The sequence below is a fragment of the Leptolyngbya sp. PL-A3 genome, assembly GCF_039962325.1.
Taxonomy (GTDB): Bacteria; Cyanobacteriota; Cyanobacteriia; order Elainellales; family Elainellaceae; genus Vacuolonema.
Window position 1 is genome coordinate 1 of record NZ_JAMPLB010000073.1, and the last position, 17,009, is coordinate 17,009.

Below are 17,009 nucleotides of genomic sequence, written 5' to 3' on the forward strand. Positions count from 1 at the left end.
CAAGTAGCTTTGCTTACCATTGCGATGCCCATTTTTAACAATTCTGTCGCTGGTGCAATGAGGACAATTCATAAAGCATTTTCAACTCTGCATCATTCTCATTATGCAACGCCTTCCTCCTGAGTGACCTATGCATCACTTTCGAGATGCCTTTATTTTCTATGGACGAAGAGATAGTAAGGCATTTGCGGACTGGCTGTGCGATCGCTTTTGACAGTTGGATGGAAAAACGTCTGCAAGAATTTGCTGCTCTAGGGTCGCAAGATTTAGAAGAGTTGTTGCAGCCTGCCTGTGAGAGAGCTAGAAATTTTCTGGCAAAAAATCAACGGTGCTGGAGGGCGATCGCACCCTCTGCGATTTCTAAGATCCTCACTCAACCGCATGGAATAACTCCTTTGCGATCGAGTGCATTTTTGTTGGGTATGGCGCGTTTTACACACACGCAATACACGGCCCTGTGTCAGTACAGCAGGTGTGTGGCGCTCAACGTCACACACCTGCTGTACTGAATCGGCTTGAATACCGCTATAGATTTTTGGGAAAGCGTATTTAGACCGATAGAATGAAGCTTGTTCTATTTTCACCGGTCCATCGATGACTGCTACATCTCCTGCACCCTTTTCCCCTGAAGAGATTGCCGATGAAGGGCTGAAGCCCGACGAGTACGAAGAAATTGTGCGCCGTCTGGGTCGTCATCCCAATAAGGCCGAACTGGGAATGTTTGGGGTCATGTGGTCAGAGCACTGCTGCTACAAAAACTCACGGCCGCTACTAAAGCAGTTTCCGACGGAGGGCGATCGCATCCTTGTCGGCCCTGGTGAAAACGCAGGGGTCGTTGACTTGGGAGATGGTTTGCATCTCGCTTTTAAGATTGAATCCCACAACCACCCCTCAGCCGTAGAACCCTTCCAGGGGGCAGCGACCGGAGTGGGTGGTATCCTGCGCGACATTTTTACGATGGGCGCGCGTCCCATCGCAGTGCTCAATTCCCTCCGGTTTGGCAATTTAGAAGACGCGCGAACTCGACGCCTCTTCAGTGGAGTGGTATCGGGAATTTCCCATTACGGTAACTGTGTTGGCGTGCCTACCGTAGGCGGCGAGGTGTACTTCGACCCGGCTTACTCTGGCAATCCCCTGGTAAATGCCATGGCGATGGGGCTGATGGAGACACCAGAAATTGTCAAAGCAGGTGCTTCCGGTATCGGTAATCCAGTGCTGTACGTGGGCTCTACCACCGGACGCGATGGGATGGGAGGAGCCAGCTTTGCCAGTGCGGAATTAAGTGATGCGTCGATGGACGATCGCCCTGCTGTTCAAGTCGGTGATCCATTTTTGGAGAAATCACTGATTGAAGCGTGTCTGGAAGCTTTTAAAACGGGAGCTGTTGTAGCCGCTCAGGATATGGGGGCAGCGGGCATTACCTGCTCTACCTCTGAAATGGCTGCAAAAGGTGGCGTTGGTATTGAGTTTGATTTAGATAAAGTGCCGGTCCGAGAAAGCGGCATGGTGCCCTATGAGTTCCTCTTGTCTGAATCCCAGGAGCGCATGCTGTTTGTAGCTCACAAGGGGCGCGAGCAAGAACTGATTGATATTTTTGAGCGGTGGGGTTTGCATGCGGTGGTGGCGGGAACCGTCATCGAAGAACCTATCGTGCGCATTTTCCATCACGGCAAAGTGGCGGCAGAAGTCCCTGCCACCGCTCTGGCTGACAATACGCCGATCTACCATCGCGAGTTGCTAGCCGAGCCGCCCGAGTACGCCCAAAAGGCCTGGGCCTGGACAGAAGCTCAGTTACCTGAGTGTGATGAGACCGGGATTACCCTTGGTAGTGATCACTTTACCTGGAGTCATATCCTTCTCCGTCTGCTCGACAGTCCCAATATTGCGTCAAAGCGTTGGGTTTATCGGCAGTACGACCATCAAGTGCAAAATAATACCCTGATGCTTCCCGGTGGAGCAGATGCCGCGGTGGTACGTGTGCGTCCGGTGAGCGATCGCGATCCCCAAAATCTCGCAACTGCCACCCGTGGCGTTGCCGCGACGGTGGACTGCAATGCCCGCTACGTCTACCTCAACCCGGTTGAAGGGGCACGCATGGCCGTAGCAGAAGCGGCCCGTAACCTGAGCTGTGTTGGTGCTGAGCCGCTGGCCGTGACTGATAACCTGAACTTCGGTAGCCCTGAGAAGCCCGTTAGCTACTGGCAACTGCACGAGGCCTGTCGCGGTTTAGCCGATGGTTGCCGGGAACTAAGCACCCCGGTAACGGGTGGCAACGTTTCTCTTTACAACGAAACCCTGGATGCTAACGGGGTACCTCAACCTATCTACCCAACGCCTGTGGTTGGTATGGTAGGTCTGGTGTCTGACATCCATCAGGTGCGGGGTCTTGGGTGGCAAGGTGAAGGGGATGGAATTTACCTGCTGGGTGTCCCCGTTGCGTTGGAAGATTCGCCGGTAACCCTGGGAGCCTCTGAATATCTGGCCACGGTTCATCAAACGGTGGCTGGTCAGCCACCCGTAGTGGATTTTGAAGTGGAACGACGGGTGCAGGCCGCTTGTCGTGAAGGCATCCGGCGCGGTTGGGTGAGATCGGCTCACGACTGTGCTGAGGGTGGGCTGGCCGTAGCTTTGGCGGAATGCTGCATTGGGGGCGATCGCGGAGCCACGGTTGAATTGCCTGTGGCACTCTCAGCGGAAGAACGGTACGATCGCCTGCTATTTGGTGAGTCGGGAGGCCGCATTCTGGTGTCGGTTGCGCCCGATCATCAGGAAGCTTGGGAGGCATACCTGACGACACAACTGCATCAATACTGGCAACGCCTGGGAGAAGTTGCATCAACTTCCGCACCATTACGCATATCGACAGGGCACCATCCCACCCTGGTAGACGTTAGCATAGTTGAGTTAAGAAGCTACTGGCAAAATGCCATTGAACGACGCTTGCAGGCATAATTCAAGGTCGTCTAGAAAACGAGGGGGCGATCGCCCCCTACGTTAAAATAGTTAAGCCTTCCTTAACGTGTGATTAGGGAAATTTCTGGCTTCCACAAACATTTATTCCGGCGTTTAGTGTCCGGCTCACCTTCATTTCTTTATCCTCTGGCTTAGTTGCTCCGGCCGTCTGCCGTTTGCCTTCTGCCTTTTTTCAGTTTTTGCCCATATTGGAGCTTGCCGACCCCATGATTCCCTATTCTGATGACGACGCTTTTGTTGCTGCGTTGGACGATACCGCTGTTGAAACGACTCAGGAACGTCCCGACAAGCCCGAAGAAGCCTGCGGGGTATTCGGTGTTTATGCCCCTGGGGAAGACGTTGCCAAGCTGACGTATTTCGGCCTCTACGCCCTGCAACATCGTGGCCAGGAATCGGCTGGGATTGCTACTTTCGAGACTATCAACGGAGAAACTCAGGTACATCTCCATAAAGACATGGGTTTGGTTTCTCAGGTCTTCAGTGAAACTGACCTGAAGAATTTAACTGGACATTTGGCTGTGGGCCACACCCGCTACTCCACCACGGGTAGCAGTCGCCGTTGCAATGCTCAGCCTGCGGTAGTGGATAGCCGACTGGGAAAGCTGGCTCTGGCCCACAACGGCAACCTGGTGAATGTGGACCAGCTGCGGGAGGAACTCCTGGCGGCTAATGTAGAGCTGCAAACAACGACCGACTCGGAGATGATCACTTACGCGATCGCTCAGGAAGTCGATGCCGGCAAGGACTGGATTGAGGGGGCGATCGCTGCTTTCAAACGTTGTAGGGGAGCCTTTAGCCTTGTCATTGGTACACCGGAAGGGCTGATTGCCACCCGTGACCCCAATGGGATTCGGCCTCTGGTCATTGGTTTGCTGGGCGATGAATCATCAAATGGCACCCGGCGCTATGTCATCGCTTCCGAAACCTGCGCTCTGGATATTTTTGGAGCTACCTACCTGCGAGATGTGGAACCGGGCGAGCTGGTATGGATTGACAATAGCGGTTTGAAGTCCATCACCTGGTCAACGGAAACGCGCAAGCTGTGCATCTTTGAGATGATTTACTTTGCGCGGCCCGATAGCGTGATGCATGACGAAAGCCTTTACAGCTATCGCCTCCGCCTGGGTCACCAACTGGCGCTTGAATCTGCCGTTGATGCCGATTTGGTTTTAGGTGTACCTGATTCTGGTATTCCTGCCGCCATTGGATTTTCTGAGAAAACCCACATTCCTTACGGCGAAGGGTTGATTAAAAACCGCTACGTCGGCCGCACATTCATTCAGCCGACCCAGGCCATGCGAGAAGCGGGAATTCGTATGAAGCTGAATCCGCTGCGTGACGTGCTGGAAGGGAAACGGATTGTTATTATTGATGACTCATTGGTACGCGGCACCACTAGTTCTAAGATTGTCAAAGCTCTGCGGGAAGCGGGCGCGAAAGAAGTCCATATGCGGATTTCGTCGCCTCCCGTTACCCATCCTTGCTTCTACGGCATTGATACTGACACGCAGGATCAACTGATTGCTGCGACCAAGAGTGTTGAAGAGATCCGTCAGAAAATTGGGGTTGATACGCTGGCTTATCTCAGTTGGGAAGGGATGATGAAGGCGACTGAGCAGGAGTGGGGCACTTTCTGCTCGGCCTGCTTCACGGGCAGCTATCCTGTTGCGGTTCCTAAGCCTGTTCAGCAAACCAAACTGCGCTTTGAGCACGTTCCTAACGCCACGGCTCCATGAGCCTTCGGTTTGAAACCGAACGACTGATTCTGCGTCCCTTCGAAATGAGGGACGCAGAGCACTTTGCTGCCTATCGATCTGATTTAGCGATCGCCCGCTACCAGTACTGGCACCCGCCCCTCCCCCTGGCAGATGCCATTCGTTTTGTGAAAACCATGCAGGCTCTTCAGCCTGGCACACCGGGGGAGTGGTATCAGATCGCCATTCAACCCCGCCACCTGAATCACCTGGTGGGAGACTGTGCCTTTTGTGTGTTGTCTGAAGATGTTCGGCAGGCTGAGTTTGGTATTACTTTGGCCGGGGAGTACCAGAAACAGGGGTATGCGGGGGAGGCGATCGCCCGGCTTTTTCGCTACCTCTTTTCAGATCTCAATCTGCATCGGGTGCGGGCTATTTGCCATGTCGACAACCACCCTTCAGCGCGCCTTTTGGAGCGGCTTGGGATGCGTCGCGAAGCTCACTTTATTGACTACTACTGGTTTAAGGATCGCTGGGTCAGTGAGTACTGGTACGGGCTGCTACGCTCTGAATGGGAGAGTTCTCTGTAATACCCATTCACATTAGGCGCATCGTCAATAGACCTCTTGCATGAATCGTTGTGTGGCGAAGCTATGCAAACCTCAGTTCGGGATAAGCTGAAGTGCCCATTTTGGCGTGCACATAGTGCACGCCAAAATGGTCTTTTTCGATGGGTACACAAAGCGCAGCACTGGAAAAGCCCTTAGGTTAGTTTGGTCGATTGCCAGATGGCTTTGTCATGGAAGATCCGCATACTGCGGGTGGGCACCTGGGGGCCAAGGTAGAAGAAATGGATGACCAGGAGCACAGCATTGAACAGGTCATCGCGAATTTGGTCGCCTATGGGATGATGAGTTGGGCCCACGTCTGTGAGTTTCGCAATCGCCAGAAAGCCCTCTGCATCGTACAAGCTCCGGATCGTGCCTCCCGAGGAGATGCCGATAACGGCCTGCTCTCTTCGAGATCCAATACTAGCCGTGCCATCGCCTTTACCGCATCGCTGAAGTTATGGATGAACTGGTTGGAACTCCAGTTACTCCGTAATTGCCAATTCACATCAGGCCCTACCATGCTTTCTGATCGGGTGAGATAGGAGAGATGGATGTGGGGCGAAGTCCCACATCCATCTCTCCTATGGGGGTGGCGCTGCCGGGTATGTGGAACACATCGCACTAACAAGAACCCATCGGTCTTGGACATAAAAGATGTGCGCGATGCTATACACACCGCGCACATCTTTTATGTCGATTGATAACTAACTAGTACGCTGAGGCAGAAATCCATCACCTATGTTTTTGTGTAGGGTGCGAAGCACCCTACACAAAAACATAGGTTGTGAACTTAGGCCGCAGCCTACTAGCGGTTGGAAAGGCTGATGCGATCGCTCAACTGCCGCAGCGTCCGAGCCATTTCCATATCAGTCTCCTTGAGCTGCGTGATTTTCTCGCAGCTGTAGAGAACCGTGGTGTGATCCTTACCACCAAACACATCACCAACCTTTGGCAAACTCAGATGTGTATGCTGGCGCATCAAATACATGCCCACCTGACGAGCCACACTAATCTCTCGCCGACGAGAACTACCCTTCATGTCTTCAATGGAAATACCAAAATGCTCAGCAACAACCATCAAGACAGCTTCCGGAGAGGCCTCGGTGCGATCGCTGGGGGTTTCCAGCACCGGCATGATGTTCTCGACGGTCATCGGTAGGCCCGAGATTGACACATAGGCCACCGCCCGGATCAATGCCCCTTCCAACTCTCGAATGTTGGAGGTGTAGCTGGATGCGATGTACTCGATTACCTCACGGGGCAATCGCATGTTTTCGTACTCGGCCTTCTTCTGGAGAATCGCCATCCGGGTCTCCAGGTCGGGGGATTGGATGTCGGCAATCAGCCCCATGGAAAAACGAGAACAGAGGCGTTCTTGAAGGCGGGGAATTTGGTTCGGGGGGCGATCGCTCGCCAGTACCACCTGCTTCCCAGCCTCATGCAGGGTATTGAAGGTATGGAAAAACTCTTCCTGGGTGTATTCCTTCCCTTCAATGAACTGGATATCGTCTACCAACAGCACATCCACAGCCCGGTACAACTCCCGGAAGCTCTGCATGCTGTCCTGGCGAATGGCATTAATTAAGTCGTTCGTGAACTGTTCGCTGGAGACGTAGAACACCCGAGAGTTCTGGTCAATTTCCATGCGGTAGTGGCCGATCGCCTGCATCAAGTGGGTTTTACCCAACCCGACACCGCCACAGAGGAAAAGAGGGTTGAACTCACGACCGGGCGACTCTGCCACCGCAAGAGATGCCGCATGGGCCATGCGGTTGTTGGAGCCGACAACGAAGCGAGAAAAGATATAGCGGGGATTCAACTCAGTAGACTTGCCAGGGCGGGGTGGAGCTGGAGCCGGAGCCGCGGATTCCGCGGGCTGTTCGGAGCCAAGGGGCCAGAGCATTTCGGGGGCGATCGCATCTGCATCCAGAGCTTCCCCCTGACGCACAGTAATCTGAATCTCGACAGTACGACCCAAAATCTTCTGGGTAGCCTCTGCGATTGTTTTCAGATAATACTTCTTCAGCCAATTACAGGCAAAGCTGTTGGGCGTACAGATGACTAGCCGATGATCATCTAGCTGTTCAGCAGTAGCAGACTTAATCCAGGTTTCAAAGGTGGGTCGGCTTAGCTGAAGCTGAAGCTGATCCAAAACTTGATGCCAAACGTTATCCAGCGCTTCATCCACTGTAGCCATCGTCATCCCTTGCCCCACTCCGTTTGACCGAACTGCCAACCCACGCACCCACTGTATTAGGACTTTCTCAGCAAAATCTACCGCTGCTCAAGAGTTTTCCCATGCTTAAGCCTCCTGATAGCTCAGCACTCCTGGAAGGGGAAACCGGTGGAGCAGACACCGTTGGATCCACCAACCTAGGTTCATGGCACTCAGGATAGTTTTCTTAGCTTCACTAGACTACTAGATATATTGTCAGAAGGGGAGATACTCTTATACAAATTCCATATATAGCGTTTTAACCATGGGAGAGCACGACATAATAGCCCCAATCGGAGCTGTCCCTACCCATAGGCGTCCATGATAACCAGGAAACTGCAACCCCGCTGAAGCAGTATCGGCTGATTTGAGGATTCTTTCAAGGCAGTGTAAAAGAAGAATGATTGCAAGGGGCAAATGCTTAATCCACGCGCTCCAATTGCCAGAGGATCTGATTTCCTTCCCGGCGCACCCTGGAAACAACCCAATTTCGCCAAACCCAGTTGTCCCCACGGCTGGTGACCGCACTGGCATTGACATCCATTAAATCGGCCAGCTCGGAACTGGTAATTAGATAGCCGTTATGAGCGACCCTATCGGCTATCTCCAGCGTTTCGATCGTATTGCGTAACCCCGCCACTCGCACTTCACGGGGCACATTATCTGGACTTTCAACCGACAGCGGCAGGTCGGAATTTTCCATGATTCTTACGGTCTACACTCCTCACCAAAACACCTGAATTTTATCCCCATTACAGCGTAAAAGACGGTACACAGGGTGCCATATCAGGCCAAAATTCTTTCCAGGATTACCATAGCAATTTTTATGGCTTAGGAGATTTCTGCATAAGAATTTACCCGTGATGTGGGTGTTTTACCCGCTTGACGGGCAAAGCACCCACATCACGGAGGTAATTTTATTACTGGAAATCTCCTAAGTATTAGGAGGCAGCCGCAGGGTCTTCTGTGAGACTCATAAAGCACGCTTCTAGCAGTAACCGATTCAGAGAATTGTATTTAGTTTGTCCCTCGCGCCGTACCTTTAGGAGGTCGACCTCTGCCAGCGCCCGGGAGTGGTGACAGAAGAGGGCAAGGCTAATCCCCAAAGTAGTGGCTATCTCAGAACCGCTTAGCTCGGCATGGTGAGCCAGCAGCTCTACAATGCGGAGGCGCGTAGGATCCGCCAGGGCCGAAAAGATTTTGGCGCGAGATTCTGTGTTCAGCTTACTGGTCACAGCCAGAATGTTTTCTACCCTGACATCCTCAGGGATTATTTCAGAGGTTTGTGGGTCAGACATAACGTTACCAGACGAGGCCAGGAGCAGGCCGCAGTGATCTGTTCCTTCCATCATAAGAGGAAAGGAAGCTCACTGAAATAGTTAAACAACCACTTGACTAGCCAAATAGGTTTCGCTTAGGCTTTTAGTTAAGCCACTGTTTAACTATTAATTATGACTACGGAACAACCGTTGCTGACACCCGTTAGTTTGGGTCGCTACACTCTGCCCAACCGCCTTGTTATGGCTCCGCTGACCCGTAATCGTGCTGGGGAGGGCAATGTTCCCCAGGCCATCCACGCCACCTATTATGCTCAACGAGCTGGAGCTGGCCTGATCGTGTCTGAAGCCACTCAAGTCTCGCCTCAAGGCGTTGGTTACCCCGCAACTCCTGGCATTCATTCTGAAGCCCAGGTTGAAGGTTGGAAGCCTGTTACTGAAGCTGTTCATGCTAAAGGTGGGCGAATCTTTTTACAACTGTGGCATGTGGGCCGCATTTCTCATCCTTCCCTGCAACCAGATGGAGCCCTTCCCGTTGCCCCCAGCGCCATTCAACCGAAAGGCGAGGCAGCCACCTACACTGGATCACAACCCTTTGTAACCCCTCGGGCACTGGAACTGAGCGAGATTCCGGGCATTGTCGCAAGTTATCGTAAAGCGGCAGAGAATGCGCTAGCAGCAGGTTTTGACGGTGTTGAAGTCCACAGTGCCAATGGCTATCTGTTGGATCAGTTTCTGCAGGATGGGACGAACCATCGCACCGATGAGTATGGTGGCTCTATCGAAAACCGGGCACGTCTCGTGTTTGAGGTACTGGATGCGGTGGTGGATGTGTGGGGTAGCGATCGCGTCGGTATTCGCCTCTCCCCCAGCGGCACCTTCAACGATATGTATGATTCCAATCCTAAAGCGTTGTTCACCTATGTGATCGAGCGACTGAACAACTACAATCTGGCATACCTACATTTAATTGAGCCACGGGTAGGAGAAGACGCTGGAAATCCGGCTCACCAGGAAGCGCTAGGCCTCACCACAGCTTACTTCCGGACGATTTATAACGGCACCATCGTTGCCGCTAGCGGGTATACTCAGGAATCTGGTAATGAGGCGATCGCCCAAGGCCACGCCGATCTGGTTGCCTATGGCCGCCTCTATATTTCTAACCCCGACTTGGCCGAGCGGTTCCGTCTAAACGCGCCGCTCAATCCGTACGATCGCTCCACCTTCTACGGCGGCGACGAGCGCGGTTACACGGACTATCCAATTCTGGAAACGCAGGCCGCCTGATCCGAAACAAAGACACCGGGTGTTTCTAAAAACATCCGGTGTCTGACATTCTATCTACGCCCATAACGGCCCGTTTTTTGCTGCCATTCGGGAATGCCTTCGAAAGGGATGATGGATTGATCGGCGATCGCATAAATCACAGTATCTTTAGTCGGCGTTACCTCATAGCCACCTGTGAATTCCCCAAAAGACGGCAGGATTAATTGATTTTGAGCGCGATCCAAAAAGAAGCAGGGTAGCCGCAAGCTATCCAAACGGCTACGCAATTTCAGGCAGGGGTGGATGTGGCCGCAGAGATTGAGGCGATCGCCATCCTCAGTATCACCTGCCAAGTGCGGCTCGTGGCTTAAGATCAGCGAACCAATTTCGATGGGATGCGTTTGGCACTGAATATTGAAGGGCTCTAGAAGCGGGATGAGGGGACGATCATGATTGCCCAGAATGAGATGAATGGTTGCATCAACGCTGTCGGCAAAATTTTGCCAGGTATAAAGCAGCTCATCCCCAATGCCTCGTCTTGCGTGAAAAAGATCGCCTAAAATCCAGATCTGCTTTGGCTGCAATTGTTTCCACAACTGCTGAAGACGTTCTAAATTACTTTGATTGACGTCACTGGGAATGGGAATCCCTGCCTGTTGGAATGTCTCTGATTTACCCAAATGAACGTCTGAAAGTAACAATAAATCAAATTTTTGAATGTAAATTGCTCGTTCTGGCAACAAGCATAATTCTGTTTCAAAAAGACTAATTTTGTGCATTCCTAGGAGCGATCGCCACGCAAGAAGTTTAACACAGCTATACATACTTCATTTTGCATTTACCCCACGTATCAAATTAATCGTTTATTTATTGACCCATTGTTCTTTCATGCGGGCAATACGTTCGATCAGAGTTTCGTTCGACATACGTGAGTTGAGGCGTTCGATCAGAAGCGGGAAGGCAAGCGGGGAAGGGCGTCGGGTTTCCTTCCAAACCAGAGAGAGCTGGCTCATGCGCTGAAGCGTTTTTGATAGGCGATGAGCTTCTAACTGTTCGTCTAACACTTCGCGTTCAGCCTGCTTTAGCAGCAAATTATCTGGCTCATATTTTGAGAATACATCGTAAATCAGAGACGAACTAATTTGTAGTTGGCTGGATGTCTTTTTCGAGGAGGGATAGCCTTTAAAAATTAATCCGGCAACCTGAGAGACTTCGCGAAATTTGCGACTGGTCAGTTCTGAGATATTGAGACTGGCTTTCAGGTCTTCATAGAGACTATCCAGGCTCAAGAACTCTTCGGAAAAGAGCGATTTGAAAGGGTAGTCTTTTGGAGCCAGAATCTCAAAGCCGTAATCGTTGACCGAAATGGTAAAGGTGGCACGTTGCTGGTTTGCGAAGCGATAGCCCCACAGAAAACCTAGACCTTCATGGACAAACCGGCCTTCAAAGGGAAAGACGTATAGGTGTTGACCTTCACGGGTTTTACAGGTTTCGATCAGAAGTTCGTTGACTGTTGGTAGCAGCGATACTCGATCTTGCGTTTGCAGGATGGGTTCGATACAGTCAATCTCTGCATTATGCCGATGCTCTGTGCGTATCGCCTCCAATTCCTTTCGAATTCGTGTACTCAAAGTATCCGAAATCGTGAGGTTTCCACCGTACCAAATAGGCGTAATCGTAGATTTTTTGGTGGTCTTTTTAACATATACCACCATATCCTTAATCATGAAAAATTCAAGCTGTTTGCCGCCAAAAAAGAAGACGTCACCGGGTTTCAGACGTGAGATAAATCCTTCTTCAATGGAGCCAATTTGGCTTCCCTTCAGAAATGCAATTCGCATCGTCTGGTTGGATGTAATCGTACCAATTCCCATTCGATGCATGCGTAGAATTTGTGCATCTTTCACCTGAAAGCGTTCATCTTCGTAGACGACTTTCTGGTAACGGGGATAGGCGCTCAGGCATTTACCACCCGTTGTGATAAATTCTAAAATCCAAAAAAATTCTTCATCCGTTAAATGTTCATAGGCAACGGTTTGACGGACTTCTTTGAGCGTTTCTTCGGCCTTAAAACCATCGCCACACGCCAGGGTTACCAAGTGTTGAGTCAGCACATCATAGGGCTTGTGCCGGGGCGATCGCGACTCCAACTCCCCCGCTTCCAGTCCGTTGCGAAACGCCGAAATCTCCAACAACTCCAGCGCATTGGTCGGCAAAAAGAACACCTCAGAAGTACCCTGGGGCACGTGAGCCGATCGCCCCGCTCGCTGCAACAATCGCGCTAAATTCTTAGCACTGCCAATCTGCACAACCCGCTCCACAGGCTGAAAATCCACCCCCAAATCTAAAGAAGAGGTACAGACAACCCACTTAATCGCTCCCGTTTTGACAGCCGCCTCGATCGCCTCCCGCTCCTTGGCATCAATAGAGCCGTGGTGCAGGGCAATGCGATCGCTATACTCTGGCAAGGCAAAGCTGAGAGCTTGAAACCAACGTTCAGATTGCGATCGCGTATTGGTAAAAATCAGCGTGGACTTGTTGATATCCAGCGCATCCACTAACTCCTGAAACATATGCAGTCCCAGGTGTCCCGCCCAGGGAAAGGAATCTACCGACTCGGGCAAAATACTTTTGATGACGGTCTTTCGTTGCAAATCAGCAGAAATAATGACGGGCTCGACACCCACGCCCACAGCGGTTTGAGCGGCTTGCTCCACATTGCCGAGAGTAGCGGAGACCGCCCAGGTTTGCAGCGTTGGCTGAAGGCTCCGCAGGTGAGCAAGACACAATTCTGTCTGGGTGCCCCGCTTGGAACTCAGTAGTTCATGCCACTCATCCATCACTACCAGACGGAGTGATTGAAATCGCTCCGCTGCCCCTGGATAGGACAACATTACCGCCAGCGACTCTGGTGTGGTGATCAGCACAGCGGGCATGTTCTTCATCTGACTGGTTTTACGCGAGGAACTGGTGTCCCCCGTACGCGACTCCACCTTCAGCGACCAGCCCATTTCCTCAATCGGGCGACGAATGGCCTGCTCAATATCCCGTGCCAAGGCCCGGAGAGGAGTGAGATAGAGAATTTGTAAGCCTTTTCGAGGCGCATGGAGCATGTCGGCGATCGCCCCCATCACCACCCCGTAGGTTTTTCCCGATCCGGTAGGCACCTGAATCAACCCACTTCGTCCCGCCAGATACGCCTGCCAGGTTTCCATCTGGAATGGTAGAGGTTGCCAGTCCTGCTTGGCAAACCATTCCAAAATAGGATTGAGACGTGGATCATTGGAAGACACCCGGTTCCCTCACTTCAGGATGCTTGGAGTTGCCGCACCGCTCGATTCTTAGGATAGTCTGGTTGAGGGCGTTTCTGAAGGCTAGAACGATGCATGACGTGAGTAGTCCGTATGTGATGGGAAGCGATCGCCTTCTCTTTCGTCCTTTCACTCAATCCGACGCGTCCCTGATTTACGAACTGGATAGCGACCCCGATACCATGCAATTTATCTCTAAGGGGAAAGCAACACCCTTAGAGCGCATTGAGCAAGAGATTCTTCCTAGATGGCTGACCCACTACGATCAACCCCTTCCCATCGGGATGTGGGCCACTTACGAAAGCAAGTCTGAAGCTTTTATCGGGTGGATGTGCATCAAACCCGATCGCTTTATCCCTGAAATGGAGCTAGGGTACCGTTTCAAGCGACCATTCTGGGGCAAAGGCTATGCCACAGAAGGTTCAAAGCTTCTGATTAATCAAGCTTTCACGGTAGGAGGACTCGATCGCCTGACGGCCCACACCCTGGAATACAATCACCGCTCTCGACGGGTCATGGAAAAGTGCGGCTTCCGATTTCAATATTCCTTCGTCTACGACGAAGAGGTGCTACCCGGTTGGACAGAGCAAGAACGGCAGGCCGTGCGGTATGGCCTCAGCCGCAAGGAGTGGAAGGCACGGGCCTGAGCCATCTAAACTTCCACTTTTTGGCTAGACATATCCGGAACTGGAGTACCCGTAATCTCGTGATAAATCCTAATGTACTCGCGGGCCGACAATTCCCAGCTGAAATTCTGCTTCATGGCACGGGTTTGCAAGTCTGACCAGTACTCCTTATAGCGGAATCCTTCCCAGGCTCGCACCATACAGGTAAAGAAATCCAGGGGTTCGTAGCGGTCGAACGAGTACCCCGTTCCCGTATGTAGAGCCGGTTCATGGTGCTTCACTGTATCGACCAGGCCTCCCGTGCGCCGCACGATAGGGATGGAACCATAGCGCATAGCGATCATTTGGCTAATGCCGCAAGGTTCAAACCGTGAGGGCATGAGAAATGCATCAGTACCGGCATAAACGCGGCGAGAGAGGGTTTCGCTGTAGAGTAGTTGCACCGCAACACGGCCCCGGTTACGGGAAGCAATTTGCCAGAGTTCGGTTTCGTAGTAGCGATCGCCCGTCCCCAACACTAATAACTGCGAATCGGTATAGGCCAGAAACCGATCCATCGCCTGAACGATTAGATCCAACCCCTTCTGCTCTACCAGTCGAGAAACAATCCCCATCAGAAAGCGGTTTGGATTGACCTCTAACCCTACCTCCTCCTGTAGCGCTGCCTTATTAGGCACACGGTCCTCTAAAGTTGAAACCTCATAATTCTTGAACAAATACGGATCCGTTTCAGGATTGTAGGTATCGGTATCAATCCCATTCAAGATGCCCACCAACTTACCGCTAATGAAGGAAAGCAAACCCTCAAGGTTTTCTCCATAGTCCGGCGTCTGAATCTGACGAGCATAGGTAGGCGACACCGTCGTTACCTTATCGGCAAATTGCACCGCCGCCGCCATGGTGTTGTGCCCCTGCATGTAGGGAGGGCACCAAGTCATCTGCTCCAGTTGAGGACGTGACGGCCCCTGATAGGCCAAATTGTGGATGGTAAAGACCGTGCGGATATCGGGCGACTGATACATCCATACCGGAATCATGCCCGTGTGCCAGTCATGGCAGTGAATCACATCCGGCTTCCAGTAGTTCCAGGCAAACTCTGCAGCTCCATTCGCAAACAAGGTAAACCGCCAGCCCTCATCCTCCCCGGCATAAATGCGTCGGCTGTCAAACGCCCCATGCTTCATCAAATAAAGAGGAACATCGGTTTCCGGCAAAACAGTTTCAAAGATCTGAAAGTCTTGAAACATCGCATTACCTGACCAAACCGGTGTCTGCGGCACCTTCACCCGCCCCACGAGCGAACTGTAGAAGGGCAGGATGATACGGACATCGTAGCCATGCTTCCGCAAGACTTTGGGTAAAGCTCCGATGACATCGCCCATTCCGCCAACTTTGGCAATGGGAGCAGCTTCTGCACCAACAAACAAAATTCGCATGGGATAAGCTTCCGGAGAAATGGAAGAGCCGGGAAGCCTCGAGCAAGGGCTCCGAAACACACCCGATCGTTGCAGGTTGAAGAACAACCTAATCAACCCTACCAAGTTTCGGCTCGATTAGAGGGAAAGCCCAGAAAAAACCTCTGCGATGCCTAGATATTTTGTGGTGGATGCTGGGTAAAACCCAGCACCCACCACAAAATATCTAGTAGGCTGAGGCGTAAGTTCGCCACCCATTTTTTGTGTAGGGTGCTTCGCACCCTACACAAAAAATGGGTAATAGATTTCGCTCTAGCGTACTAGACCCAATAAGCCAGAAGCGGATAGGCACTTAGCACCCATCCGCTTCTGGTTTTATGTCCCCCGGTGCGAGATTAGATTACCCGCGCTGAATCGTCGCCAGAATTTCATTCAGGATGTCCTGAGCACCCTGCTCTCGGAGTTGCAGAGCCAGGTCAATTCCTAGCTGATCCGCCTGTTCTGCGGGGCCAGAAACACTACCCTTGACCACTTTCTTACCATCCAGAGCGGCCACTAATCCCGATAGGGTGAGGGTATCCCCTTCCAGCACCGTGTTCACCCCAATGGGCACCTGACAGCCCCCTTCCAGTTCCCGCAGGAATGCGCGCTCAGCATAACAACGCAAAGCGGTAGGACGGTGCTCCAGAGCCTTGAGCAGGTTTAGGATTTCGGTATCGTTGGTGCGGCACTCGATGCCTAGAGCACCCTGGCCCACAGCGTGAAGGGAGATTTCAGCCGGGATGACTTGGTGGATGCGATCGCTCATACCCAAACGATGCAACCCAGCCACCGCCAAGATCAGTGCATCATACTCACCCGCATCCAGCTTGGCCAGACGGGTGTTCAAGTTACCCCGCACATCCTTGAAGGTGAGGTGGGGATAGTGGTGGCGTAGTTGGGCCAAACGGCGCAGGGAGGAGGTCCCAATGACCGCTCCTTCCGGCAGTGTATCCAGTTGCTTGTCGAGATGAGAAGCGTGAAGCACTAAAGCATCAGCAGGGTTTTCTCGCTCGGTGACACAGCCCAGCATCAGACCCTCAGGCAGACGAGTCGGCAGGTCTTTGAGAGAGTGCACAGCAAAATCGATGTCGCCATTTAACATGCCGACTTCTAATTCTTTGGTGAATAGGCCTTTGTCACCAATTTTTGCCAAGGCTACATCCAGGATTTTGTCACCCTGGGTGCTCATCGTTTGGATTTCAAAGGTGCGATCAGGATAGGCTTTTTGTAATTCTCCGTGAACCCAATGGGTCTGGACCAGAGCCAGTTGGCTTTTACGGGAACCAATGCGGATTGTCCGGGGGAAGCTTGCAACCATCGGTTAAGAAGTGTTTAGAAAATCAGCGGAATATTAAGCAACATCGCGCTTTTGACCATATATCAGCTTACCGCAGTGGGGCACGCAAGCATCGAGTTGATTTTGTTTTGTGACAGGTTTTACTTCATCAAATCAAGGTAATGTGTAGAGTACAAAGCATCCTACAAATCCCGCATGGTAAGGATGTTGCGTATTTTAACGCTGGGGATTTTCCACAACCTCGACTAGAATGGATGTACTACACTACATTTAGTGATAGCT

The 17,009-nt window shown here is 51.9% G+C and carries 13 protein-coding genes and 1 pseudogene; 7 read left to right on the forward strand and 7 right to left on the reverse strand.

Translation table 11 applies throughout. The features are described from left to right. Window positions 1–146 precede the first annotated feature (146 nt). From NDI52_RS29580 to NDI52_RS29600, 5 genes are all read left to right on the forward strand, one after another. The gene (locus tag NDI52_RS29580; RefSeq protein WP_348256856.1) at window positions 147–509 is read left to right on the forward strand and encodes a hypothetical protein; all 363 of its coding nucleotides are present in this window, start codon (window positions 147–149) and stop codon (window positions 507–509) included. Window positions 510–594: 85 nt separating this feature from the next. Further along, the gene (gene purL / locus NDI52_RS29585) at window positions 595–2,952 is read left to right on the forward strand and encodes a phosphoribosylformylglycinamidine synthase subunit PurL (protein ID WP_190771069.1); all 2,358 of its coding nucleotides are present in this window, start codon (window positions 595–597) and stop codon (window positions 2,950–2,952) included. 227 nt (window positions 2,953–3,179) lie between these two features. Continuing rightward, on the forward strand, window positions 3,180–4,709 hold the full coding sequence (gene purF, locus NDI52_RS29590; protein ID WP_190771070.1) for an amidophosphoribosyltransferase: 1,530 nt from the start codon (window positions 3,180–3,182) through the stop codon (window positions 4,707–4,709). Further along, window positions 4,706–5,257: a GNAT family protein gene (locus NDI52_RS29595; RefSeq protein WP_190771071.1), complete on the forward strand. Its 552-nt coding sequence runs from the start codon at window positions 4,706–4,708 to the stop codon at window positions 5,255–5,257. Before purF ends, NDI52_RS29595 begins: the two co-directional genes overlap by 4 nt. Before the next feature lie 209 nt (window positions 5,258–5,466). Beyond that, complete coding sequence (locus NDI52_RS29600) at window positions 5,467–5,820, forward strand: hypothetical protein (protein ID WP_190771072.1); 354 nt, start codon at window positions 5,467–5,469, stop codon at window positions 5,818–5,820. A 263-nt stretch (window positions 5,821–6,083) separates the two neighbouring features. Here the strand turns inward: NDI52_RS29600 and dnaA are convergent, their stop codons facing one another. From dnaA to NDI52_RS29615, 3 genes and pseudogenes are all read right to left on the reverse strand, one after another. Further along, window positions 6,084–7,466, reverse strand: a complete 1,383-nt coding sequence (gene dnaA / locus NDI52_RS29605; protein ID WP_190771088.1) for a chromosomal replication initiator protein DnaA — start codon at window positions 7,464–7,466, stop codon at window positions 6,084–6,086. A 448-nt stretch (window positions 7,467–7,914) separates the two neighbouring features. After that, a pseudogene (locus tag NDI52_RS29610) lies at window positions 7,915–8,172 on the reverse strand (ribonuclease HI); the annotation flags it as partial. A 262-nt stretch (window positions 8,173–8,434) separates the two neighbouring features. Further along, window positions 8,435–8,845, reverse strand: coding sequence for a metalloregulator ArsR/SmtB family transcription factor (locus tag NDI52_RS29615; RefSeq protein WP_242035679.1), 411 nt, complete (start codon window positions 8,843–8,845; stop codon window positions 8,435–8,437). A gap of 99 nt (window positions 8,846–8,944) precedes the next feature. Here NDI52_RS29615 and NDI52_RS29620 point away from each other — a divergent pair, with 99 nt between their 5' ends. After that, window positions 8,945–10,057, forward strand: coding sequence for an alkene reductase (locus NDI52_RS29620; protein ID WP_190771074.1), 1,113 nt, complete (start codon window positions 8,945–8,947; stop codon window positions 10,055–10,057). 50 nt (window positions 10,058–10,107) lie between these two features. On the opposite strand, the gene pdeM is transcribed toward NDI52_RS29620, so the two are convergent. Both pdeM and NDI52_RS29630 read right to left on the reverse strand, forming a co-directional pair. After that, window positions 10,108–10,860 (reverse strand): ligase-associated DNA damage response endonuclease PdeM, encoded by a 753-nt coding sequence (pdeM, locus tag NDI52_RS29625; protein ID WP_348256857.1) that lies wholly within the window; start codon window positions 10,858–10,860, stop codon window positions 10,108–10,110. Between the two features lie 39 nt (window positions 10,861–10,899). Continuing rightward, the gene (locus NDI52_RS29630; RefSeq protein WP_190771076.1) at window positions 10,900–13,329 is read right to left on the reverse strand and encodes a ligase-associated DNA damage response DEXH box helicase; all 2,430 of its coding nucleotides are present in this window, start codon (window positions 13,327–13,329) and stop codon (window positions 10,900–10,902) included. A gap of 89 nt (window positions 13,330–13,418) precedes the next feature. Between NDI52_RS29630 and NDI52_RS29635 the strand changes: the two genes are divergently transcribed. Continuing rightward, a complete protein-coding gene (locus NDI52_RS29635; protein ID WP_348256858.1) occupies window positions 13,419–13,994 on the forward strand; it encodes a GNAT family N-acetyltransferase in 576 nt (191 codons plus the stop codon). A gap of 5 nt (window positions 13,995–13,999) precedes the next feature. Here the strand turns inward: NDI52_RS29635 and glgA are convergent, their stop codons facing one another. Together glgA and hemC are read right to left on the reverse strand one after the other, a co-directional pair. Further along, window positions 14,000–15,409, reverse strand: coding sequence for a glycogen synthase GlgA (gene glgA / locus NDI52_RS29640; RefSeq protein WP_190771078.1), 1,410 nt, complete (start codon window positions 15,407–15,409; stop codon window positions 14,000–14,002). Window positions 15,410–15,788: 379 nt separating this feature from the next. Beyond that, window positions 15,789–16,748, reverse strand: a complete 960-nt coding sequence (hemC, locus tag NDI52_RS29645; RefSeq protein WP_190771079.1) for a hydroxymethylbilane synthase — start codon at window positions 16,746–16,748, stop codon at window positions 15,789–15,791. Between the last annotated feature and the right edge of the window lie 261 nt (window positions 16,749–17,009).